The organism is Mycobacterium sp. 852002-50816_SCH5313054-b, assembly GCF_001667185.1.
GTDB lineage: Bacteria > Actinomycetota > Actinomycetes > Mycobacteriales > Mycobacteriaceae > Mycobacterium.
The window spans coordinates 39,885-62,781 of record NZ_LZIC01000023.1 but is presented as its reverse complement, the minus strand read 5'-3'; the positions used below and the strand labels follow the sequence as shown (position 1 = coordinate 62,781).

Annotated in this window: 20 protein-coding genes and 1 pseudogene; 11 read left to right on the top strand and 10 right to left on the bottom strand. The window is 67.5% G+C overall.

Annotated features, from left to right (window positions below; translation table 11 throughout):
• The first annotated feature begins 31 nt into the window (after positions 1 to 31).
• Genes pstS through pstA form a run of 3 tightly spaced genes read left to right on the top strand, consistent with a single transcriptional unit; the run spans position 32 to position 3,059 of the window.
• A complete protein-coding gene (gene pstS, locus A5787_RS03615; protein ID WP_066961679.1) occupies positions 32 to 1,156 on the top strand; it encodes a phosphate ABC transporter substrate-binding protein PstS in 1,125 nt (374 codons plus the stop codon).
• 11 nt (positions 1,157 to 1,167) lie between these two features.
• On the top strand, positions 1,168 to 2,160 hold the full coding sequence (gene pstC / locus A5787_RS03610) for a phosphate ABC transporter permease subunit PstC (RefSeq protein WP_066961742.1): 993 nt from the start codon (positions 1,168 to 1,170) through the stop codon (positions 2,158 to 2,160).
• A complete protein-coding gene (gene pstA / locus A5787_RS03605; RefSeq protein ID WP_066961676.1) occupies positions 2,157 to 3,059 on the top strand; it encodes a phosphate ABC transporter permease PstA in 903 nt (300 codons plus the stop codon). Before pstC ends, pstA begins: the two co-directional genes overlap by 4 nt.
• 20 nt (positions 3,060 to 3,079) lie before the next feature.
• On the opposite strand, the gene A5787_RS03600 is transcribed toward pstA, so the two are convergent.
• From A5787_RS03600 to A5787_RS03590, 3 genes are all read right to left on the bottom strand, one after another.
• Positions 3,080 to 4,000 (bottom strand): Ku protein, encoded by a 921-nt coding sequence (locus A5787_RS03600; protein WP_066961673.1) that lies wholly within the window; start codon positions 3,998 to 4,000, stop codon positions 3,080 to 3,082.
• Positions 4,001 to 4,071: 71 nt separating this feature from the next.
• The gene (locus A5787_RS03595) at positions 4,072 to 4,983 is read right to left on the bottom strand and encodes a carbohydrate kinase (RefSeq protein ID WP_066961670.1); all 912 of its coding nucleotides are present in this window, start codon (positions 4,981 to 4,983) and stop codon (positions 4,072 to 4,074) included.
• The gene (locus tag A5787_RS03590) at positions 4,980 to 6,395 is read right to left on the bottom strand and encodes a mannitol dehydrogenase family protein (protein WP_066961668.1); all 1,416 of its coding nucleotides are present in this window, start codon (positions 6,393 to 6,395) and stop codon (positions 4,980 to 4,982) included. The genes A5787_RS03595 and A5787_RS03590 overlap by 4 nt, the downstream gene beginning before the upstream one ends.
• Positions 6,396 to 6,452: 57 nt before the next feature.
• Between A5787_RS03590 and A5787_RS03585 the strand changes: the two genes are divergently transcribed.
• Together A5787_RS03585 and A5787_RS03580 are read left to right on the top strand one after the other, a co-directional pair.
• Positions 6,453 to 8,723, top strand: a complete 2,271-nt coding sequence (locus A5787_RS03585) for an ATP-dependent DNA ligase (RefSeq protein WP_066961665.1) — start codon at positions 6,453 to 6,455, stop codon at positions 8,721 to 8,723.
• Complete coding sequence (locus tag A5787_RS03580) at positions 8,720 to 10,657, top strand: fumarylacetoacetate hydrolase family protein (RefSeq protein ID WP_066961662.1); 1,938 nt, start codon at positions 8,720 to 8,722, stop codon at positions 10,655 to 10,657. Before A5787_RS03585 ends, A5787_RS03580 begins: the two co-directional genes overlap by 4 nt.
• A 69-nt stretch (positions 10,658 to 10,726) precedes the next feature.
• Here the strand turns inward: A5787_RS03580 and A5787_RS03575 are convergent, their stop codons facing one another.
• Positions 10,727 to 11,644: a class I SAM-dependent methyltransferase gene (locus A5787_RS03575; protein WP_066961659.1), complete on the bottom strand. Its 918-nt coding sequence runs from the start codon at positions 11,642 to 11,644 to the stop codon at positions 10,727 to 10,729.
• A gap of 83 nt (positions 11,645 to 11,727) precedes the next feature.
• Between A5787_RS03575 and A5787_RS03570 the strand changes: the two genes are divergently transcribed.
• The gene (locus A5787_RS03570; protein ID WP_197506948.1) at positions 11,728 to 12,525 is read left to right on the top strand and encodes an enoyl-CoA hydratase/isomerase family protein; all 798 of its coding nucleotides are present in this window, start codon (positions 11,728 to 11,730) and stop codon (positions 12,523 to 12,525) included.
• Between the two features lie 3 nt (positions 12,526 to 12,528).
• Here A5787_RS03570 and A5787_RS03565 read toward each other — a convergent pair whose 3' ends face one another.
• The 4 genes from A5787_RS03565 to A5787_RS03550 form a co-directional block, all read right to left on the bottom strand.
• Entirely contained in the window at positions 12,529 to 13,395 is an 867-nt protein-coding gene (locus A5787_RS03565; protein WP_066961653.1) for an LLM class flavin-dependent oxidoreductase, read from the bottom strand.
• A gap of 91 nt (positions 13,396 to 13,486) precedes the next feature.
• Positions 13,487 to 14,251 (bottom strand): STAS domain-containing protein, encoded by a 765-nt coding sequence (locus A5787_RS03560; RefSeq protein WP_066961732.1) that lies wholly within the window; start codon positions 14,249 to 14,251, stop codon positions 13,487 to 13,489.
• Positions 14,252 to 14,610: 359 nt separating this feature from the next.
• Positions 14,611 to 15,576: a DUF4873 domain-containing protein gene (locus tag A5787_RS03555; protein ID WP_369829077.1), complete on the bottom strand. Its 966-nt coding sequence runs from the start codon at positions 15,574 to 15,576 to the stop codon at positions 14,611 to 14,613.
• A gap of 218 nt (positions 15,577 to 15,794) precedes the next feature.
• Complete coding sequence (locus A5787_RS03550; protein WP_066961650.1) at positions 15,795 to 16,700, bottom strand: diiron oxygenase; 906 nt, start codon at positions 16,698 to 16,700, stop codon at positions 15,795 to 15,797.
• Between the two features lie 102 nt (positions 16,701 to 16,802).
• Here A5787_RS03550 and cobF point away from each other — a divergent pair, with 102 nt between their 5' ends.
• The 4 genes and pseudogenes from cobF to A5787_RS03535 all read left to right on the top strand — a co-directional run bounded on the left by cobF (position 16,803) and on the right by A5787_RS03535 (position 19,194).
• A complete protein-coding gene (gene cobF / locus A5787_RS03545; RefSeq protein ID WP_066961646.1) occupies positions 16,803 to 17,546 on the top strand; it encodes a precorrin-6A synthase (deacetylating) in 744 nt (247 codons plus the stop codon).
• A gap of 5 nt (positions 17,547 to 17,551) precedes the next feature.
• Positions 17,552 to 17,797: pseudogene (locus A5787_RS27985) on the top strand (DNA-formamidopyrimidine glycosylase family protein); the annotation flags it as partial.
• Between the two features lie 147 nt (positions 17,798 to 17,944).
• Positions 17,945 to 18,415 (top strand): zinc finger domain-containing protein, encoded by a 471-nt coding sequence (locus A5787_RS27980; protein WP_231993801.1) that lies wholly within the window; start codon positions 17,945 to 17,947, stop codon positions 18,413 to 18,415.
• 29 nt (positions 18,416 to 18,444) lie between these two features.
• On the top strand, positions 18,445 to 19,194 hold the full coding sequence (locus A5787_RS03535) for an SDR family oxidoreductase (RefSeq protein WP_066961643.1): 750 nt from the start codon (positions 18,445 to 18,447) through the stop codon (positions 19,192 to 19,194).
• 12 nt (positions 19,195 to 19,206) lie between these two features.
• Here the strand turns inward: A5787_RS03535 and A5787_RS03530 are convergent, their stop codons facing one another.
• On the bottom strand, positions 19,207 to 20,526 hold the full coding sequence (locus A5787_RS03530) for an oxygenase MpaB family protein (RefSeq protein ID WP_066961642.1): 1,320 nt from the start codon (positions 20,524 to 20,526) through the stop codon (positions 19,207 to 19,209).
• Between the two features lie 109 nt (positions 20,527 to 20,635).
• On the opposite strand from A5787_RS03530, the gene A5787_RS03525 reads away from it, so the two are divergent.
• Positions 20,636 to 21,211: a TetR/AcrR family transcriptional regulator gene (locus A5787_RS03525; protein WP_066961724.1), complete on the top strand. Its 576-nt coding sequence runs from the start codon at positions 20,636 to 20,638 to the stop codon at positions 21,209 to 21,211.
• 21 nt (positions 21,212 to 21,232) lie between these two features.
• On the opposite strand, the gene pgi is transcribed toward A5787_RS03525, so the two are convergent.
• Complete coding sequence (pgi, locus tag A5787_RS03520; RefSeq protein ID WP_066961641.1) at positions 21,233 to 22,897, bottom strand: glucose-6-phosphate isomerase; 1,665 nt, start codon at positions 22,895 to 22,897, stop codon at positions 21,233 to 21,235.

The following is a 22,897-nucleotide window of genomic DNA, read 5'->3' as shown; positions in this document are numbered from 1 at the left end:
GACGTTTCATCCCTACTGTTAAGGAAGAGAATTGAAACTGAACCGATTTGGTGCCGCGGTGGGTGTGCTGGCTTGCGCCGCCCTGGTGGTGTCCGGGTGTGGCAATGACAACAACAATGCGAGCGGTGGCGGCGCCTCGACGGGTGCGTCGGGCGCGTCGACGGGCAGCGTGAGTTGCGGGGGGAAGAAGACACTGAAGGCCAGCGGCTCCACGGCCCAGGCCAACGCTATGACCCGCTTCGTCAACGCCTTCGAACAGGCCTGCCCCGGTCAGACCCTGAACTACACGGCCAACGGCTCCGGTGCCGGAATCAGCGAATTCAACGGCAACCAAACCGATTTCGGCGGTTCCGACTCGCCGTTAGCCCCCAACGAATACACCGCGGCCCAGCAGCGCTGCGGCTCGCCGGCGTGGAACCTGCCGGTGGTGTTCGGCCCGATCGCGATCACCTACAACGTCAAGGGCGTCAGTTCGCTGAATCTGGACGGCCAGACCGCGGCGAAGATCTTCAACGGCGCCATCACCACCTGGAACGATCCGGCGATCGCGGGCCTCAACGGCGGCACCACCCTGCCGGCCGAGCCGATTCACGTCGTCTTCCGTAACGACCAGTCCGGGACGACGGACAACTTCCAGCACTACCTCGATGCGGCCTCCAACGGCGCGTGGGGCAAGGGCGCCGGGAAGACGTTCAACGGCGGCGTCGGCGAGGGCGCCAAGGGCAACGACGGTACCTCTGCCGCAATCAAGGCCACCGAGGGATCGATCACCTACAACGAATGGTCGTTCGCCCAGGCGCAGCACCTGAACATGGCCAAGGTCATCACGTCGGCCGGCCCGGACCCGGTGGCGATCGGCGCGGACTCGGTGGGCAAGACGATCTCCGCCGCCTGGTTCATCAAGCAGGGCAACGACCTGGCCCTCGACACCATCTCCTTCTACCGGCCCAACCAGCCCGACGCCTACCCGATCGTGCTGGCGACCTACGAGGTGGTCTGCTCGAAGTATCCCGACTCGCAGGTCGGCACAGCGGTGAAGGCGTTCCTGCAGAGCACCATCGGTGCGGGCCAAAACGGCTTGGCGGACAACGGATACATCCCGATTCCGGACTCCTTCAAGTCGAAGTTGTCGACCGCGGTCAACGCAATCGCGTGATCCGGGATGTCATGACTCGCGGAGCGATCGCCACCTCCTCGACGGGGGCTCAGCCTGCGCTGAAGGTGACCGACCCGCACAAGGCGCACCGCGGCGACCGACTGTTCAAGTCGGTCGCCGCGGCGGCCGGGTCAACGATCATCCTCGCGATCGGGCTGATCGCGATATTCCTGTTGGTCCGCGCCGTCCCGGCGTTGCGCGCGAACCACGCGAATTTCTTCACGAGCGCCGAATTCAACACCACCAAGGCCAACCATCTGGCGTTTGGTATCCGCGACTTGTTCATGGTCACGGTGCTGAGTTCGTTGAGCGCACTGGTGGTGGCCGTGCCGATCGCGGTTGGGATCGCCGTATTTCTCACCCAATACGCGCCCAAACGGCTCGCACGACCTTTCGGCGCGATGGTTGATCTGCTGGCCGCGGTGCCGTCGATCATTTTCGGGTTGTGGGGAATCTTCGTGTTGGCACCCAAACTCGAACCAATCGCCGAACTCCTCAACCGCAACCTCGGCTGGTTCTTTTTGTTCAAGCAGGGCAACGTTTCCCTGGCCGGCGGCGGCACCATATTCACCGCCGGCATCGTGCTGTCGGTGATGATCCTGCCGATCATCACCTCGGTATCGCGGGAAGTGTTCCGGCAGACCCCCCCCATTCAGATGGAAGCGGCGCAGGCGTTGGGCGCCACGAAGTGGGAGGTGGTGCGGATGACCGTGCTGCCGTTCGGCCGCAGCGGTGTTATCGCGGCGTCCATGCTGGGGTTGGGCCGCGCTCTGGGCGAGACCGTGGCGGTGCTGATCATCCTGCGATCGGCCGCCCGGGCCGGCAACTGGTCGTTGTTCGACGGCGGCTACACGTTTGCCTCCAAGATCGCTTCCGCGGCAGCAGAATTCAGCGAACCGCTGCCCACCGGGGCCTACATCTCGGCCGGCTTCGCTCTGTTCGTCCTGACGTTCATCGTCAACGCCACCGCTCGCGCCATCGCGGGGGGGAAGGTCAACGGATGACCATCGACGCGCTCGACCTGCCGGTCAAACCGGATGTGTTCAGCCCCCTGAGCCTGCGGCGGCGGATCACCAACAACGGCGCGACGGCGTTCTTCGTCGCCTCGTTCATCGCGGCCCTGGTGCCGCTGGTCTGGGTGCTGGGGGTGGTGATCGCGCGGGGCTGGTACGCCGTCACCCGGTCGGGCTGGTGGACCCACTCACTGCGCGGCGTGCTGCCGGAGCAGTTTGCCGGCGGCGTCTACCACGCCCTGTACGGGACGGTGGTGCAGGCCGGGGTGGCCGGGCTGCTGTCCGTGCCGCTGGGGCTGATGACCGCGGTGTTCTTGGTGGAATACGGCACCGGTCGGCTGGTGCGGGTGACGACCTTCATGGTCGACGTGCTGGCCGGGGTGCCCTCGATCGTGGCGGCGCTGTTCATCTTCAGCCTGTGGATCGCCACCCTCGGCTTCCAGCAGAGCGCCTTCGCCGTGTCGCTGGCCTTGGTGTTGCTGATGTTGCCGGTGGTGGTGCGCTCCACCGAGGAGATGCTCAGGCTGGTGCCCGACGACCTGCGAGAGGCCAGTTACGCACTGGGCGTTCCCAAATGGAAGACCATCGTGCGGATCGTCATCCCGATCGCGATGCCGGGCATCGTCTCCGGCGTCTTGCTGTCCGTCGCGCGCGTCATCGGCGAAACCGCACCGGTGCTGGTGCTGGTCGGCTACAGCCGTTCCATCAACTTGGACATGTTCCACGGCAACATGGCGTCGCTGCCGCTGCTGATCTACACCGAGCTCACCAACCCGGAGCACGCCGGTTTCCAGCGGATCTGGGGCGCGGCGCTGAGCCTGATCATCATCGTGGCGGTGATCAACCTGCTGGCCGGGGCGTTCCGCTTCGTGTCCGGTCGGCGGCGCTGACGGCGTAGGCGCGCCGCCCGTCAGGACTTTGACGCGGCTTTCTTGGCCCCCGAGCTGGCCCCGGCCTTCTTCGCGGCGCTCTTCTTGGCGGGCGCCTTCTTCGCCGGCGCTTTTTTCGCCGCGGCCTTCTTGGCGGGCGCCTTGCCGTCGCCGGAGCGCGCCTTCACGCTGGCCTCGAGCTTGGCCAGCAGGTCGGAGACGTCCTCGGTCTCGTCCAGTTCCTTGGGCTGCTCTTCGGCGGTAAACGCTTCGCCGCCTTCGAGTTTCGCCTCGATCAGCTCCTGCAGCTGCTCCTGGTAGGTGTCGCGGTAGCGGTCGGGGTTGAAGTCTTCGGCCATGGACTCCACCACCTGGCCGGCCATCTTGAGCTCCGCGGGCTTGATGTCGACCTTCTTGTCCAGCACGGGGAAGTCGGGATCGCGGATCTCGTCGGGCCACAACAGGGTGTGCACCACCATGACATCGCGCTTACCGAAGTCCTTGACGCGCAACGCGGCCAGCCTCGTCTTGTTGCGCAGCGTGAAATGAACGATCGCCATCCGATCACTCTCGGCGAGCGTCTTGGCCAGCAGCACATAGGATTTGGATGACTTCGAGTCGGGCTCGAGGAAGTAGCTGCGGTCGAACAGCATCGGGTCGACCTCGCTGGCCGGGACGAACTCGAGCACTTCGATTTCGCGGCTGCGTTCTTCGGGCAGAGTCGCGATGTCATCGTCGGTGATGATCACCGATTGACCGTCGTCGGACTCGAAGGCCCGGGCGATATCACGGTATTCGACGACCTCGCCGTCCTTCTCACAGATGCGTTGGTAGCGGATGCGGCCGTTGTCCTTGGCGTGGACCTGATGGAACTTGATGTCGTGGTCCTCGGTGGCGCTGTACACCTTGACCGGCACGTTCACCAGCCCGAACGAGATCGAACCCTTCCAGATGGAGCGCATGCACTCAGTATGCCCATACCGTCCCTAGCAAAACAGCGCGGTGGGCCGCGCGCCGGGATATTCGGGCACAGCTAATTTCCTGCCTCGGTGGAAGGAGCGTGCAGGGCGGCACGGCCGGGGAGGTCGGCACCGGCGCGGCCGACGGTCAGCGCCGACAACACGCTGGCGGATTCGAGCGCCGCCGTCAGCGCATCGAGCCCGATCCCCCCCAGCGCGGCTCGCCGGTCGGCCCCCAGAAACCCCCAGAGCGCGTCGAGCAGGCCGACCATGAACGCGTCGCCGGCGCCGACGGTGTCCACCACCGCAACCGGTCTGGCGGCCACCCGGACCCGCCCGGCCGGGCAGAACGCCACGGCGCCCCGGTCACCCATCGTCACGACGACCAGCGCGGGCCCCGACGCCAGCCACGCTCGGGCGGTCCACTCCGGTTCGTGGTCGGGATCGATCCACCTCAGGTCCTCGTCGCTGGCCTTGACGATGTCGCTGCGCTCGACCAGGCGGGCGATGCGGTCGCGCGCCACATCCCGGTCGGCGATGAGCGAGGGGCGCACGTTGGGGTCGAAACTGAGGGTGGCCGACACGCGGTACGCGTCGAGCAGCGCCCCTACCGCCAGGCCGCCGGGGTCACGCACGGCGGCAATCGATCCGGTGTGCGCGAACAACGGCGGCGCGACTTCGGGTGTGCCGGACAGCTGCCAGTCCAGGTCGAATGTGTAGGCCGCCGACCCGTCCTCCGCGACCGTCGCCACCGCGGTCGGTGTCCTGACCGCCGACGTGCTACCCGGAACTAGTTGCACGCCAGAGGCTTTGACGTAGCTGGCGATGCGGCGGCCGCGTTCGTCGCCGCCGATGTGGGTCAAAAAGTCGACCTCGCGGCCCAGCCGGGCGAGTCCGACGGCGACGTTGAGCGGGCTTCCGCCGACGTGCTCGACATGGTCGACGATGTCGATCAACGCCTCACCGATCACCAGCCCGCGGGTCATGGGCTCGCACCTTTCAGCAGCAATCTCAGGGTCGCCCGCGCCCCGCGGGCGTGCAGCGAATCCAGCGCCTGGCGGTAGGCCTCGACGAAGCGGGGCTGCTGCGCGAGATCGCCGAACAGTTCCGCGTTCTCGATGAAGGCGGCCGGGTGCAGCCGCTGCGCCCGCGCGGCGGTCACGATCGCGTCGGCCACGTTGTCGACGACCTCGATGGGTTCGCCCCGCTCGTCGACCCCTTCGGCGTAGCGGGCCCAACTTGCGACGGTTGCCGCCGCCAGCCGGATCGGACCACCGGTGCGCAGGTTGTCGCGGATCACCGGAAGCAGCCATTTCGGGATGCGGTCCGAGGAGTAGGCGCACAACCGCGCCACGGTGTCGCGCACCCCGGGGTTGGCGAAGCGCTCGATGAGCCCGCGGGTATAGGCCCGCAGGTCGATACCGGGGACGGCGCGCAGCGTCGGCACGGCCTCGGAATCGAAATAGGCCAACAGGAATTCGGCCAGCAGCGGGTCGCGCGCCGCGTCGTGCACCATGCGGTACCCACACAGCGCCGCGAAGTAGCACAGGCACTGGTGTCCGGCGTTGAGCAGCCGCAACTTCATCGCCTCGTAGGGGGCCACGTCGTCGACCAACAGCACGCCCGCCTCATCCAGCGGCGGCCTGCCGTCCGCGAAATCGTCCTCGAGCACCCACGAGGAGAACGCCTCCGCCAGCACCGGCCACGCGTCGGCGACCCCGAAGTCGCGCTCCACGGTGGCCACGATGTCCGGCGTGGTCACCGGCGTGATGCGGTCCACCATCGAGCACGGGAACCGCGCGCGCTCGGTGACCCAGTCGGCCAGCGCGGGTCGGAGCAGCTCGGCGTGCGCGAGGACGGCGCGACGCGCGACGTCGCCGTTGTGTTCGATGTTGTCGCACGAAACGATCGTCGGCGCCGCGATGCCGCGGTCCCGACGACGGGCCAGGGCCTCGGCGATCATGCCGAAAACCGAGCCCGGGTCCCTGATCTGGTAGCCGCCCTCGGTGATGGTCATCGAGATGATGCGGGTCGTGGGTGCGGCCAGCCGCTCGATCGTCGCCGCGGGATCGTCGGGTGCGTAGCGGTAGTCCACGATCGAGCCGATCACCCGCGCGTCGCGGTTGCCGTCGGGATCCTCCAAGACCAGCGTGTACAGATTGTCCTGGGCGTGCAGCACCTCCTGCATCCGGCGGTCGGCCGGCATGACGCCGATGCCGCAGATGCCCCATTCCCGGGCCGAACCCCGCTCGAGCAGGCTGTCGAGGTAGGCCGCTTGATGCGCGCGGTGAAACCCCCCGACCCCGAAGTGAGCGATGCCGACCACGACGCCGTCACGGTCATAGCTCGGTGTCGGGATCGGCAGTCGCCCCAGGGTCGCGCTGCTCAGCCGGACCACGGTGACACCGTAACTTCCTGGTACCGGCGCTCGGGCGCAAACACGTAGGTTGAGACCATGGGCCGTCCTAATGCACCGGAGCGGGTCACGCTGACGAACGCGGACAAGGTGCTGTATCCGGCGACCGGAACCACCAAGGGTGACGTCTTCGACTACTACACCCGCATCGCCGAAGTGATGCTGCCGCACATCGCCGGACGCGCGGCCACCCGCAAGCGCTGGCCCAACGGCGTCGAGCAGGAGTCGTTCTTCGAAAAGCAGCTGGCATCCTCGGCGCCGGAGTGGCTGCCGCGGGCCAGCGTCACCCATCGGTCCGGGACGACGACCTATCCGATCATCGACAGCCGCGACGGGCTGGCCTGGATCGCGCAGCAGGCCGCGCTGGAGGTGCACGTGCCGCAGTGGCGGTTCGTCGCCGAATGGACCCGAAGCAGCGCCCAGGAGCTGAAGCCCGGCCCGGCAACGCGTTTGGTGTTCGACCTCGATCCCGGCGAGGGTGTGACGATGCCCCAGCTGTGCGAGGTGGCGCATGCCGTGCGGGAGCTGATGAGCGATATCGGCCTCACCCTTTTCCCGCTCACCAGCGGCAGCAAGGGTTTGCATCTCTATGCGCCGCTGGACAGCCCGGTCAGCAGCAAGGGCGCCACGGTGTTGGCCAAACGTGTTGCCCAGCAACTGGAGCAGTCGATGCCCAAACTGGTCACGGCCACCATGACCAAGAGCGTGCGGGAGGGCAAGGTGTTTCTCGACTGGAGCCAGAACAACGGCTCGAAGACCACCATCGCGCCGTACTCGCTGCGCGGCCGCGAACAGCCGACCGTCGCGGCGCCGCGCACATGGGAAGAGATCGCAGACCCGGGGCTGCGTCACCTGCGGTACGACGAGGTCCTCGACCGCGTGGCGCGCGACGGCGACCTGTTGGCGCCGCTGGATGTGGGCGCACCGGTCAGCGACCGGCTCAGCAAGTACCGCAGCATGCGCGACGCGTCGAAGACCCCCGAGCCGGTGCCGGACGGGAAACCCGTTACCGGTCACGGCAATACGTTCGTCATCCAGGAACACCACGCCCGCCGGCTGCATTACGATTTCCGGCTGGAGCGCGACGGCGTGCTGGTGTCATGGGCGGTGCCCAAGAACCTGCCCGAGACCACCTCGGTCAACCACCTGGCGGTGCACACCGAGGATCATCCGTTGGAATACGGCGGGTTCGAGGGCAACATTCCCAAGGGCGAATACGGTGCCGGCAACGTCGTCATCTGGGATTCCGGCACGTACGAGGCCGAGAAGTTTCTCGATGACGAGGTCATCGTCAACCTGCACGGCAACCGAATCTCCGGGCGCTACGCGCTGATTCAGACCAACGGCGATCAGTGGCTGGCGCACCGGATGAAGGATCAGAATGTCTTCGATTTCGACTCCATCACCCCGATGCTCGCCTCGGAGGGGTCGGTGGCCGCGCTGACGGCCGGTCAGTGGGCGTTCGAAGGCAAGTGGGACGGTTACCGGATCCTGGTGGAGGCCGATCACGGCGACTTGCGGATCCGGTCCCGGCGCGGCCGCGAAGTCACCAAGGAATATCCCCAATTGCGGTCACTTGCAGCTGATCTGGCCGAACATCACGTCGTGTTGGATGGCGAGGCGGTCATCTTGGACGACCACGGGGTGCCCAGCTTCCACGAGATGCAGAACCGGGGCCGCGGAGCCCGCGTCGAGTACTGGGCATTCGACCTGCTCTACTTGGACGGCCGCTCGCTTTTGCGGGCGCGCTACCGAGACCGGCGTAAGCTGCTGGAAACCCTTGCCAGTGCAGGAAGTCTGATCGTCCCCGACCTGTTGCCCGGTGGTGGCGCCGAGGCTCTGCAGCACTCGCGGAAGCACGGCTGGGAGGGCGTCGTAGCCAAAAAGCGTGACGGCACGTATCAGCCGGGACGGCGATCGGCGTCGTGGATCAAGGACAAGAACTGGAACACCCAGGAGGTCGTCATCGGCGGCTGGAAGGCGGGGGAAGGCGGGCGCACCAGCGGCATCGGGTCGCTGCTGATGGGCATCCCGGCGCCCGGCGGGCTGCGCTTCGCCGGGCGGGTCGGCACCGGCTTCACCGAGCGGGACCTGGCGAAGCTGAAGAAGACGTTGGCGCCGTTGCAGACCGATCAGTCGCCCTTTGACCCGCCGCTGCCCAGGAGCGAAGCGCGGGGGGTGACGTACGTCGAGCCGGTCCTGGTCGGCGAGGTGCGCTACAGCGAGTGGACCCCGGATGACCGGTTGCGCCAATCGAGTTGGCGCGGGCTGCGGCCGGACAAGAAACCGAGTGAGGTGGTGCGCGAGTGAAGTGGGTGACCTTTCGCGGTGCTGACGGCGAACGCGTCGGCGTCCTGTCCGGTGCGGACATCTATGCGACGCCGCCGGGGTTGACACTGCTGGAGCTGATCGGCCGCGGCGCCGACGGGCTGCGTGAGGCCGGCGAGGACGCGTTGCGGTCCCCGTCCGTCGTGGCGCGGCTCGACGACGTGAGGTTGCTGGCGCCGATCCCGCGGCCGCCGTCGATCCGGGACGCGCTGTGCTTTTTGGACCACATGCGCAACTGCCAGGCGGCGCTGGGCGCCGGGCGGGCGCTCGCCGATACCTGGTACCGCGTTCCCGCCTTCTATTTCGCCTGCCCGGCAACCGTTTTGGGCCCTTACGACGACGCCCCGATGGCGCCCGGGAGCGCGTGGCAGGACTTCGAATTGGAGATCGCCGCGGTCATCGGCACCGCCGGCAGCGATCTGACCGTCGAGCACGCCGAACGCGCCATCATCGGCTACACCATCTTCAACGACTGGTCCGCCCGGGACCTGCAGCAGCTGGAGGGCCAACTCGCGATCGGGCAGGGCAAGGGCAAGGACAGCGGGGTCACGCTGGGCCCGTACCTGGTCACGGCCGACGAGCTGGAGCCCCACCGCCGTGACGGTAAGCTCGATTTGCAGGTGACCGCGCTGGTCAACGACACCGCGATCGGTTCGGGGTCGACCGCCCAGATGGACTGGACCTTCGGTGAGGTCATCTCCTACGTCTCGCGCGGCGTGATGCTCACTCCCGGCGACGTCATCGGCTCCGCGACGGTGCCGACCTGCACGCTCGTCGAGCATCTGAATCCTGCTGCGCTGGAATCGTTTCCCGGCTGGCTGCGCGACGGCGACGTCGTTACCCTGCGCGTCGAGGGCTTGGGGGAGACCCGGCAGACCGTGCGGTCCACCAGCCCGCCGCACCCCCTGGCCGTGCGGCCCAACCCGGACGCCGCGCCCGCCCCGGCGCGGGTCAACCACGCTCCCGCGAAAGTCCCGTACACCCGCGGACTGCACGAGGTCGCCGACCGGGTGTGGGCGTGGACGCTGCCCGACGGGGGCTACGGGTGGAGCAACGCCGGGCTGGTGGCCGGCGACGGCGCGTCGCTGCTCGTCGACACGCTGTTCGACCTGGCGCTGACCCGCGAGATGCTCGCGGCGGTGCAGCCCATCACCGACGGCGCGCCCATCACCGACGCGTTGATCACCCACTCCAACGGCGACCACACCCACGGCAACCAACTTCTCGCCGCCTCGGTGCGCATCCTCGCCGCCCGGGACACCGCCGAGGAGATCGCGCACGGGATGGCGCCCGAGATGCTGGCCATGGTCCAGACCGCCAACCTCGGGCCGGTCGCGACGCCATACGTGCGGGATCGCTTCGGGCACTTCGACTTCAGCGGCATCACCATACGCAACGCCGACCAGACGTTTGACTACGAGCTGACGATCGACGTCGGCGGCCGGCGGGTCGATCTGCTCAATCTGGGCCCGGCGCACACGGCCGCGGACTCGGTGGTGCACGTGCCCGACGCGGGGGTGTTGTTCGGCGGCGACCTGCTCTTCATCGGCTGCACCCCGATCGTGTGGGCCGGACCGATCGCCAACTGGATCAGGGCCTGCGACGTGATGATCGCTCTCGACGCGCCAATCGTGGTGCCCGGCCACGGCCCCGTCACCGATCCCGACGGGATCCGTGCGGTCCGTGGTTATCTCGCGTACGTCGCCGCACACGCCGAGGCCGCCCACCGCAGGGGACTGTCGTGGGCCGAGGCCGCGGACACCATCGACCTCGGCGAGTACGCGACCTGGCTGGACGCCGAGCGGGTCGTCGTCAACGTCTACCGGCGCTACTGCGAACTCGACCCCGCCACACCGCAATTGGAGGTGATGGCGCTGCTGGTCATGCAGGCCGAGTGGCTCGCCAAACGGTCGTAGCAGCGCGCCGAGCGTGGGCCTTACGCGCGGTTAACGCCCTCTATTCGTCCATAACCCCCACGTTCGACGTCAGGGCTTGATCGCCCGCACGAAACTGATCGTCGCCGCGGGGCTTTGTTGCGCGGCCTCGCCCAGTTGCGGCAGCCCGGCCGCGGCGAACAGGTCGGTGAGCGCGAACGTGGTCGTGTCCCACCCGTCGGCGCGCAGGTGCGCGGCAACGTCGGTGTGCTCGCCCGGGTAGGTCAGGGCGGCGATGTCCATGTCGAGGCCCTGCCGTCGCCAGCCCTCGGCCGTCCGCCGCGCCTGCTCCTGCGACTCCTCCGAACCGTCGTTCAGCGACCCGAAGTCGGCGGCGAATCGGCTGCCCTCGCTCGACAGCGGGGTGATTGAGTCCAGCAAGCGGACCTCGGCCTCCGGCGGCAGCCAACCAATGAGCACGCCCTCGGCCAACCACGCCGTGGGCTGCGCGGGGTCGAAGCCGGCCTCCTGCAGCGCCGCCGGCCAATCTTCCCGCAGATCGATGCCGATCGTGCGGAGCTCCGCGGTTGGGGCTGCGCCGACCTCCGCGAGTGTCGCGGTCTTGAACGCGATCACCTCCGGCTGATCGATCTCGTACACGGTCGTCCCGGCCGGCCACCGAAGTCGATAGGGGCGGGCATCCAACCCGGATGCCACGATCACGACCTGGCGCACGCCCTCCTTTCCCGCGGCGGCGAAGTAGTCGTCATAGAACCGGGCCCGGGCGGCGAATGTGTCGACAATCCGGGGGAATCCGACCTCCTTCTCGAGGTCGTCGGAATCCAGCTCGCCGCTGGCCAACCTGGTGAACACGTCCAGCCCGACGGCGCGGACCAGCGGCTCGGCGTACTCGTCGGTGATGACCGGCTGTGGTCTCCGGGTCGCGGCGGCTCGCGCGGCGGCGACCATGGTGGCCGTGGCCCCGACGCTGTTGGCCAGGTCCCAGGTGTCACCCTCGGTTCGTCCCATGGCTTCTCCTTCGATAGGCGGCGAAACCACGGTATGCCTCCTCGGTAAAAACCCATGTCCCCTACGGTTCGGGTATGCCCGCAGTGGAATTCGAAACTCTCGAGGACAACATCGCCCGCATCACGCTGAACCGGCCCGAGCGCCTGAACGCGATCGACGGAGCGCTGATCGACGGCGTGGACCACGCCCTGGACGCGCTCGGCGGGGGCGACTACCGGGTCGCGATCCTGACCGGCGCCGGACGGGGCTTCTGCGCCGGGGCCGACCTGAGCGGCACGGGCGAAGCCTGGACCAAGCCCAAACCGGCCACCCCGGCGTTCAAGGTCAACTACGACAGCCAGGTTCGCCTGGCCGATTTGTTCACCCGGATCTACGAGTTACCCATCCCGGTGATCACGGCGGTCAACGGCGTCGCGGTCGGGGGCGGCCTGGCCTTCACGCTCGTCAGCGACATCCGCGTCGCGTCCGAACAGGCCCGGTTCGGATCGGTGTTCATCAAGGCGGGCTTCTCCTCGATGGACATGGGCACCAGCTACCTGCTGCCGAAGATCGTGGGTGCGGGCGTCGCGCGCGAGCTCATGCTCACGGGCCGCATCATCGACGCCGACGAGGCGTACCGCATCAAGCTCGTGCACGAGGTGGTGCCGGCCGACGACCTAATGTCGGCGGCTCTGCGCAAAGCCCGCGAGATCGCGGAGAACAACGCGTATGGCGTGTGGCAGACCAAGATTGGGCTCAACGCGGCTCTGGACGCGCCGAGCCTGCGTCACGCCATCGAGCTGGAGAACCGCACCCAGATCCTCACCGGTTTCACCAACAATCCGGGCGAGGCGGCCAGGGCGCACATGGAGAAGCGGCCACCGACGTGGGATCCCCTGTGACGGCTAGACTTTCGCGATCACGTTCTCCGCGAACATCTCCAAATTGCGAATCTTGTTGTCCAGCGGCTCATCGTCCTTGCCCATGATGTAAGGAATGCGGAAGCCGACGATCACGTCGGTGACGCCCTTGTCCTCGAGACGCTTGACGCCGTCCACTGTGAAGCCGTCCACCGAGATGACGTGAATCTCGAACGGGCCGGTCTTGCCCTCTTCCTCGCGGAACCGCTTGAGCTTGGCGATCAGCGCGTCGAGCTCCGCCGGGTCGCCCCCGCCGTGCATCCAGCCGTCCAAACGTGCCGCGCGGCGCAGCGCGGCGTCGGCGTGCCCGCCGATCAGGACCGGGATCGGCTTGGTCGGAGCCGGGGTCATCTTGGTCTTGGGGATGTCATAGAACTCGCCGTGGAATTCGAAGTAGTCACCCGTGGTGAGGCCTTGGATGATTTCGATGCATTCGTCCATCCGCTTGCCGCGCTTGGCAAATGGGACTCCCAGCAGCTCGTAGTCCTCGGGCCACGGGCTGGTACCCACCCCGAATCCGACTCGGTTGTCGGTCATGGCGGCCAGTGAACCGATTTGCTTGGCCACCAGCGCCGGCGGCCGGATCGGCAGCTTGAGGACGAAGAAGTTGAACCGCAGCGTCGAGGTCACCGCGCCCAACGCCGATGTCAGCACGAAGGTTTCGATGAACTCCTTGCCGTCCAGGAACTCGCGGTTGCCGTCGGGCGTGTACGGGTACTTCGAATCGGATTCGAAGGGGTAGGCGATGCTGTCGGCGATCGTCATGGCGTGGTAGCCGGTCGCCTCGGCCGCCTTGGCCAGCGGGATGTAATAGCGAAAGTCAGTCATCGCCTCTGCGTAGGTGAACCGCACGTCATCAGCCTTCCTCGAGGGACCGTCACACCAGATTAGAACGTGTTCTACTTTTACCCGTGCGAGGGCCCCCGAACAAGGCGCAAGCCGGTCAGAGCTGGTTCTCGGGCCCGATGACCGCCCACACCGTCTTGCCGGAAGACGTGGGGGTGCTGCCCCAGGCGCGGGACAACGCGTCCACGATCGCCAGCCCGGAGACGTCGATGCCCTTGTCCGGTGACGGCAGGCGCAGCGCGGGCGTGCTGCTGGAGTCGGACACCGCGATGGTCGCGGTAGTGCCGTCGGCCTCGAGCCGCATCATCGGGACGCTTCCGGTGTGCTCCAGCACGTTTTCGACGAACACGTTGACGACCACCAACGCGACCGGAATGAGCGTGGACTGCGACCAGGCGGTGAGCCACTCGCGGACCAGCCGGCGGGACTCGCGCAGGCTGGTCAGGTTGGCGGGCAACTCGGCGTCGGCATGCCGCACGGTGCGGCTGGTGAGCCGGCCGAGCGCCTTCATCGCCCCCTTCTCGGTCGCGTACACCGGCATGAAGCGGGCGACGCCGCTGCGGGTGATCGCCTCGCGGGCGGCGCGATCGGCGCAGACGAGCACGATCGGAACTTCGGGCCGGGTGTGAACCTGCCAGCGCACGCCGATGAAGCTCGACCACGTCGATTCCGCGGGCACGTGAAGTTTGGAGACGTTGACGATGACGGCGGACGGCTGGTCGAGCGTGGTCTTCATGATGATGTCGCGCAGCGCCGCGGAGCTACTGGCGTCGAGCTGACCCTCGACCGTGAGGATGACGACCGACTCGTCCGTTCGCGCCGCCACGGCGAGCGAACTCGGGGACTCAGCTACCGCGCTCAACGCAGCCACCCCTTTCGGTTCAGGGCTCCATCCTCGCCCATGTCAATTGGCGAAACAGTGCCACGTGGGTGCGCGTGTCTCAATAGCAATGTAGGCGCACGGAATCCGAACTGAAAAGAAGGCGGACGCAAAGTCCTAATTCGGCCTTCCCCTGCCATATCACCCGCCCCCTAGACGGCACACACATGCCGCGACGGCTCGCATGCCGCGGCCCACACGCGTGCCGGACCAACCCGCTCCGCCCGCGTGCGAGCCTCCCCTGTGAGATGAAAATTAGACTAGGACGATTACCCGAACGCCGCCGTTGACAAACCCCTCAATGGCGGGCGGCGCAGCAAACGGCGCCGAATCGTTGGGTGCTAGCGCGGTGCGTACGGCGGAGCGCCGACCCCGGCGACCGTGTGCGTGCCCCACGGCGTCTGCTCGACGATCCGCGCGGCCGCGCTGCGCTCGCCGACCGTCAGTGTCGCGGTCCTCGTGTCGCTGAGCGCCGCCGCCCCGAAAACCGTGCCTTGCCAGTGGTAATGGCCGTCGATCGGGTCCAGGCGGCCCGCGAGCCGCACGCGTACCGGGTGCTCGGCGCCAGCGATCGTCAGCGTCGCCGCGCCCGCATAGGTCGCATCGCCGCCGGTGCCGCCGGTCAGGTCGAAGGCCGACGCCACCGGGTGGGGCTGGGCGGGTCGCAGGTAGGCGCGCTCGTTGAATACCTGGTAGCTACTGCGGCGCACCTCGATGCGGGTGCTGCCGCCGCGTTCCAGCAGGCCGACGCACTCGGCGATGTAGCGCGATTGTGCGTCGACGTCGGGGCCGTCGATGAAGAAGTAGTTGGGCAGGCCGTGAACCGCGACCCCGAAATAGGGCTCGGTGCCGTCGGCCCAGAGCCGCGCGGCGGTCACGCCGCCCGCGCCGAGCAGCGTTGTCTGCGCTGCGCTATCGGGGACGGTGAACCCGGTGGCATAGACAATGGCGTCGACGCCGCGGTCGACTCCATCGGCTGTCTGGATGCCCGACGCGGTGACGGCGCTGACGGCCGATCTCACGAGCGCGGGCCGCGGCTCCGCCGTGGCGGCCGGCCGGATGCGGCGGGCCAGCCCGCGCTTGACGCGGGTGGCGACAAGCGGCAACTCGTCGACGACCCGGCGCGGCGGGTGCGCGAAAACGGTGACCGCGGCCGCCGCCTTCGTCAGCTCCGGAAGGTAATGGCCGGCGGTGGCGTCGGCGCCGACGATCGCGACGCGCTTGCCGGTCGGGTCGAAGCCGGCCGGCCACTGCGCCGCGTGGAACGATTCGCCGAGGAAGCCGTCGCGCCCGGCAATGTCCGGCAGCCACGGGACCTGCACCGGTCGGTAGGCGGCGATCACGACGCGAGCCCGCAACGTCTCGCCATCGGCCGTCGTGAGCCCCCAGGTGTCGGTGTCGTCGTCGAACCGTGCGGCCGGGATGTCGCGGTCGAGCGTCACGACGTCGGCAACGCCCGCCGCCAGCAGCGCCGCCCGCGCGCATCGACCGCCGGCACCCCCGCCGACGACGATGACGTGGTGGGTCACAGAAACCTGCTGCGCTTCCAGCCGCGGCGCGCGATGGGACCCAGCAGGCCGACCTCGGTCAAAAACGCCGCCAGCGGAGCGAAGCCGGCAACCTGCGTCTCGAGCCGGTGCGGGCTGCTGCGCGCGATCTTTCGGGCCCGCTTCGCGTCCAGGCCCACCCGCGCGTACGGGATCGGGTTGCTGAACAGGTAGTTGAAGAAGTAGCCGCCCAGCCCGTTGATGTTGGCCATGAACCATCGGTTGAGCCGCGGCATCTCGGTGACGCGCTTGCGGGCGCCGTCCCGGGCGAACTGAATGTGGCGCGCCTCCTCGGTGACGTGAATCCGCATGAGGCGCTGGATGATCGGCTGCAATTCCGGGTCGTCCATCATCTGCCGCTGCAGCGAGTCGAAGATCTCCTCACCGATGAGCGCGGCCATCCACAGCATCGAGCCGCGCTGAAACACCAGCGGCAGGGCGTTGATGATCCACCGGTGAAAAAGCCGCGGGCGCACCGGCTTGGCACCGACGCGCTCGATCGCCTTGCCGAACATGACCATGTGGCGGGTCTCGTCGCCCAGCTCGGTCAGCTTGTAATGCGTCGAGGAGCTCGTGGGGTCCTCGTGCAGGATGGTCCGCAACAACGATTGGTTGAGCATGTTCTCGAACCAGATCCCGGCCGACAGCGTGTTGACCAGTTCCTGGCGGGACAGGTCGATCTGTTGCTCGCGCGTCATCTCGTCCCACATCGGTGTGTTGTACAACGACACCAGACGGGGCGGCAGATAGAACTTGTCCGGATCCAGCGGGGCGTCCCAATCGATGTCGACGACGGGCTCGTAGGACTTCTTGACCGAGCCTTTCAGCAAACGGTCCGAGAACTCCTCACGACTCGGGCCACTTGGCCTCACCACCGTGGTCATTCGCTGGCGTCCCTTCATTGGGTGCTGCAGACGGTACCCATGGTACTGGGTACTTGGGGTCTCGACTAGGCCTTGGATGTTGCGATTCGGTTGACTGGCATCGTGAGCCGCCACATCCATGTCATCGGCATCGGTGCCGGGAACCCGGACTACCTGACGGTCCAGGCTATCGAGGCCCTCAACGACACGCAGGTCTTTTTCGCGATGGACAAAGGGGAGGCGAAAAGCGACCTGGTGGCCCTGCGGCGGGAGATCTGCGCGCGGTTCATCCGGGAGCCCGGGTACCGCTTCGTGGAGCTGCCGGACCCGAAACGCTCGACCGGTCCCGACTACCGCGGGGCCGTCTCGGATTGGCACGCCGCGCGGGCGCGGATCTGGGCGGCGGCCATCGCCGCCGAGCTCGGCCCCGACGGCGTGGGTGCCTTCCTGGCCTGGGGCGACCCGTCGCTGTACGACAGCACCCTGCGGATCCTGGCTGCCGTCGCGGCCGAAGTCGAGTTCACCTTCGACGTCATTCCCGGAATCACCGCGGTGCAGGCGCTGACGGCCCGGCACAGTATCCCGCTCAACGAGGTCGGCGAGCCGGTCCTGGTCACCACCGGGAGGCGGCTGCGCGAGCACGGGTTGGCGGGCTCGGCGGTGGTGATGCTCGACGGTGACTGCTCGTTTCAGGCGTGCCCGCCCGACACGGACATCTGGTGGGGCGCCTACCTGGGGACCGCCGACGAGCTGCTGGTGGCCGGCACCGTCGGCGAGGTCGGGGCGCGCATCGCGGCGCTGCGGGCCGAGGCCCGCGCCCGGCACGGCTGGATCATGGACACCTATTTGCTCAGACCGGCAGACTGAAGGGCGTGCCCGAACTGCCCGAGATCGAAGCGCTGGTCGACCATTTGCGGCGCCACGCCGTCGGCTCCACGATCGGTCGCGTCGACGTCGTCGCGCTGTCGGTGCTCAAGACCTTCGACCCGCCGACGAGCGCCCTGCACGGCCAGTCCGTGACGGGCGCCCAGCGCTGGGGCAAGTACCTGGGCCTGCAGGCCGGGCAGCTGTTCTTGATCGCCCACCTGTCGCGCGCGGGCTGGCTGCGGTGGTCCGACAAGCTCGCCCCGGCTCCGCTGCGTCCTGGCAAGGGGCCGATCGCGTTGCGCGTGCACCTGGGCACCCCCGGCGAGGCGCCCGGCTTCGACCTGACCGAGGCCGGCACCCAGAAGCGGCTGGCGGTGTGGCTCGTCGACGACCCGCAGCTGGTGCCGGGCATCGCCGCCCTGGGCCCCGACGCGCTGGAGCTCGGCCCCGACGACCTCGCCGGGCTGCTGGCCGGCAACAGCGGCCGGATCAAGACCGTCATCACCGACCAGAAGGTGATCGCCGGGATCGGCAACGCCTACAGCGACGAGATCCTGCACGTCGCGAAGATCTCGCCGTTCGCCACGGCGGGCAAGCTGTCCGCCGAACAGCTCACCGCCCTGCACGACGCGATGATCTCGGTGCTGACCGATGCGGTGAGCCGCTCCGTCGGCCAGGGTGCGGCGATGCTCAAGGGGGAGAAGCGCTCCGGATTACGGGTTCATGCCCGCACCGGGTTGCCCTGCCCGGTGTGCGGGGACACCGTGCGCGAAGTGTCGTTCGCGGACAAGTCTTTTCAGTATTGCCCGACCTGCCAGACCGGTGGCAAGGTGCTGGCCGACCGGCGCATGTCACGGCTGCTCAAGTAGCGCGCGGCCCTGGTCGCTATGCTGCCGGGGTGACTCGCCAGAAGATCCTCATCACGGGTGCCAGTTCCGGCCTGGGCGCCGGGATGGCGCGCTCCTTCGCCGCCAAGGGCCGCGACCTGGGGTTGTGCGCCCGTCGCACCGAGCGGCTCGATGAGCTGAAAACCGAACTGAAGCAACAGTATCCGGGCCTCAAGATCGCCGTCGCCGCGTTGGACGTCAACGACCACGAGCAGGTGCCGAAGGTCTTCGCCGAGCTCAGCGACGAACTGGGCGGCATCGACCGCGTCGTCGTCAACGCCGGCATCGGCAAGGGCGCCAAGCTGGGCTCCGGCAAGCTCTGGGCGAACAAGGCGACCATCGAGACCAACCTGGTGGCCGCCCTCGTGCAGATCGAAGCGGCGCTGGAGATGTTCACCAAGAGTGGTTCGGGCCACCTGGTGCTCATTTCGTCGGTGCTGGGCAACAAGGGTGTGCCGGGCGTCAAGGCGGCCTACGGCGCCAGCAAGGCGGGGTTGAGCTCCTTGGGCGAATCGCTGCGCGCCGAATGCCGCAGCGGTCCGATCAAGGTATCGGTGATCGAGCCGGGCTACATCGAGTCGGAGATGACGGCCAAGTCCTCCAGCACAATGTTGATGGTGGACAACGAAACTGGCGTCAAGGCGCTCGTCGCCGCCATCGAGCGCGAGCCTGGCCGGGCAGTGGTGCCCTGGTGGCCGTGGGCGCCGCTGGTGCAGTTATTGCGCGTCCTGCCGCCCCGGTTCACGAAGCGGTTCGCCTAACCCGCGACCAAGTCAGTGGGGGACCGGCGTGTAATGCGCTGAATCGGTGGTGAATTCGGCTTTTCCGTAGGTCGCCAGCCGCAGCTTCAGGAGCGCGATGACGTATGCGTCGGTGACGTCCCGAAGCACCGGGATGCGGCTGGCGTGGGTCACCGCGGTGAAGCGTCCGATGATGAAGGGCGCGGTGAGGGCCACCCGCAGCAGGTCGGTCGACCCGAGTGAGACTCCCATCGCCTCGGCCACGTCGCGGTCACCACCGCAGAACGTGCGGACAAAAGTGAGCTTACTGAAACTCTTTTCGACCGCTTCGGCGCAACGGTCGAACAAGGTGGTGTCGGGGCGCAGATAGGCCGCCATCGTGCCGCGGACGAGTTCTTGGCAGATGCTGTCGAATCCGTGGCGCAGCAGCGCCGAGCGTGCGTGCATGACATGGATGATGTCGGCGGGTTCCGCGGGCAGCAGCTCCTCGGGCAGGCCGAGCAGAAAGCAGCGATACCTGGCGAATTCGATGACGGCACGCTCTTCCTTGGTGAATTCCGTCCGGCCCTGCTGGCGCGCCTTGCGGGCCAACAGATACTGGCCGATCATTCCCGCGGGCATCTGGTCAACCTGCGGCACCGGCATCCCGTAGACGGCTGTGTCCCACTTGTCCGATTTCTTCAGGGCGTTGTAGCGGACCATCGAATGCATCAGCCGGACCATGGCGGCGGCCTCGAAGCCGGGGCCATACCGGTCCAGCGCCCCGGGCAGCGTCGTGACGGCGAAGAAACTGGCCGTTTCGTTGACCCGCCGGGCGGCCCGCTTGCCCGAGAGCGCGCCGGTCAGAGCCATCGGCAGCGCCGCATAGGTGTTGGTGAAGGTCGCGATGAAGGCTCCCCGCGTGATGAACGGAGCCAGCAGCGCTGCCGGGATCCGCTCCTGGCGAGCGCCCTCGCGTACCAGGTCGAAGTCGATCCACTCCGGGGTGGCCTCCATGGCCGCGATGAACGCGACGAGCTCGGGAGGCGCCTCGGGGACGGCCTCGATCCCCTCCCGGCAGGCCCTCTTGAGCATGTCAATCAGATCCGTGACGCTGCGCGCGGTCATCAGCGCCGCATAGGGATCGGCGACGATGTCGCCGAGCAGGGTGGCCGTGCTGATCAATTCGAGGACGCGGTCGTCTTCCAGGATCGGTGCGCGGTCGGCGACCCAGCTGGGCAGGGCGGAGTCGACGTCCGGCTCGGTGGCCAGGCGATCCGGCGCCTGGTCGAAGTCGAAGTCGCCGTAGAGACCGGGCTGCAAATCGCGCTGGCTGCGGACACGCTGAGCGAGCTCGGGGTAGTACGTGGCCATGGTGCCTCCAGATAACTAACAGTTAGTGAGTAATACTCACAAGGTGTTAGTTAAGCTGTCAAGCGTGACTACGTCGTTGCCGTCGGTGTCGTCCGGCGCCAAGCGCCGCATGACCGCCGAGGGCCGGCGCGAGCAGATCCTCGACGTCACGCACGCGATCGTCGACGCGGAAGGGTTCCACGCGGCGACACCGAACCGCATCGCGCAACAGGCCGGCATCAATCGATCGTTGATCTATCAGAAGTTCGGCGACCCGGCGGGGCTGTTCGTCGAACTGATCGATCGGGAGGCGGCCCGGGCGGGCGCGCAGTTCGCCGAGGCGATCTCGGGATTGGATACCGCCGCGGAAGACCAGTCGCTGGTGCTCGCGTTCGACGGCGTGCTGGCGGCTGTCGACGCCCAGCCGGCGACATGGCGATTGTTTCTGTTCCCGCCGCAGGGCGCTCCGCCGCAGTTGTATGCCCGCCTGGCTCAATCCGAGGCCGTCGTCATCGACTTCTTTGTCCGTGAGCTGCTGAGCGTCAATCCCCAGCTGCACGATCCCGAATACACCGCGCGCGTCCTGCACGCCGCCGGTCGCGAACTGCTGCGGCTGCACCTGAGTGATCCGCAGGCCGCGACGGTGGAGCGCCTGCGCACGTTTGTGCGGCGCTTTGGCTCCGAGCTGGTGGTCCCGACCGGTTGAGGGCGCGCTCGCCGCGAAACGTCAGCCGGTGCGCCCTCTTTCGGTGCGGTAGCGACGGACCAGCGCGTCGGTCGAGCTGTCCGACTGAGGCGCGGGTGAGGCGTCGGCGGTGATCACCGGAAGCAGCGCCTTGGCCTGGGTTTTGCCCAGTTCCACACCCCACTGGTCGAAGGAGTCGATGCCCCAGATCACTCCCTCGGTGAAGACCTGGTGCTCGTAGAGCGCGATCAGCTGGCCCAGCACCGACGGGGTGAGCCGGTCGGCCAGGATCGAGGTGGACGGCCGGTTGCCGGGCATCACCTTGTGTGGCACGACGTCGGCGGGCGTGCCCTCGGCGGCGATCTCCTCCGCGGTCTTGCCGAACGCCAGCACCTGCGTCTGGGCGAAGAAGTTGCTCATCAGCAGATCGTGCATGCTGCCGGTGCCTTCGACGGTGGCGAGGTCGTCGAGGGGCTGGCTGAAGCCGATGAAATCGGCCGGCACCAGTCGGGTGCCCTGGTGCAGTAACTGATAGAAGGCGTGCTGACCGTTGGTTCCCGGTTCGCCCCAAAAGATTTCACCCGTGTCGGTCGTGACGGGTGTGCCGTCGGCGCGCGTCGACTTGCCGTTGGATTCCATGGTCAGCTGCTGCAGGTACGCGGCAAAGCGCGACAGGTCGTTGGAGTAGGGCAGCACGGCGCGCGATTGCGCGCCCATGAAATTGGAGTACCACAGCCCGATCAGGCCGAGCAGGACGGGCGCGTTGGACTCCAGCGGGGCCGTCTTGAAATGCCGGTCAACGATGTGGAATCCGGACAGGAAGTCGGCGAAGGCCGCCTTGCCGATGGTGGCCATCAACGACAGGCCGATCGCCGAATCGACCGAGTAACGCCCGCCGACCCAATCCCAGAATCCGAACATGTTGTCGGTGTTGATGCCGAAGTCGTCGACCAGTCGTTTGTTGGTGGACACGGCCACGAAATGCTTGGCCACCGCGGCGTCGCCGAGCGCGTCGGTCAGCCAGCGGCGGGCGGCGGTCGCGTTGGTCAGCGTCTCCAGCGTCGAGAATGTCTTCGACGCGACGATGAAAAGCGTTGTGGCCGGGTCCAAGTCGGCCAACTTTGTGATCAGGTCGGCGGGGTCGACGTTGGAGACGAAGCGCGCCGAGATCCCCGCGTCGGCGTAGTGGTGCAGCGCCTGGTACGCCATCGCCGGTCCAAGATCCGACCCGCCGATGCCGATGTTGACGACCGTGCTGATTCTTTTCCCGGTGGCCCCGACCCATTCACCGCTGCGTAACCGGTCGGTGAAGTCGCCCATCGCATCCAGCACGGCGTGCACATCCTCGACCACGTTCTGGCCGTCGACGGTCAGCTCGGCGTCCCGGGGCAGCCGCAGGGCGGTGTGCAGTACGGCGCGGTCCTCCGAGGTGTTGATGTGCACGCCGGAGAACATCTGGTCGCGGCGCTCCTCGAGGTTAGCCGTCCTCGCCAAATCGACGAGCAGCCGCAGCGTCTCTCGGGTGACACGATGTTTGCTGTAGTCGATGTAGAGGTCACCGACCGTGACCGTGAGCTCCCGGCCGCGATCGGGATCGTCGTCGAAGAACTGGCGAAGATGGGTGTCGCCGATTTGTTCGTGATGACTGCGCAGGGCGTCCCACGCCTGGGTGGCGGTGATGTCGGGGATGGTTTGCACGGATGTCAT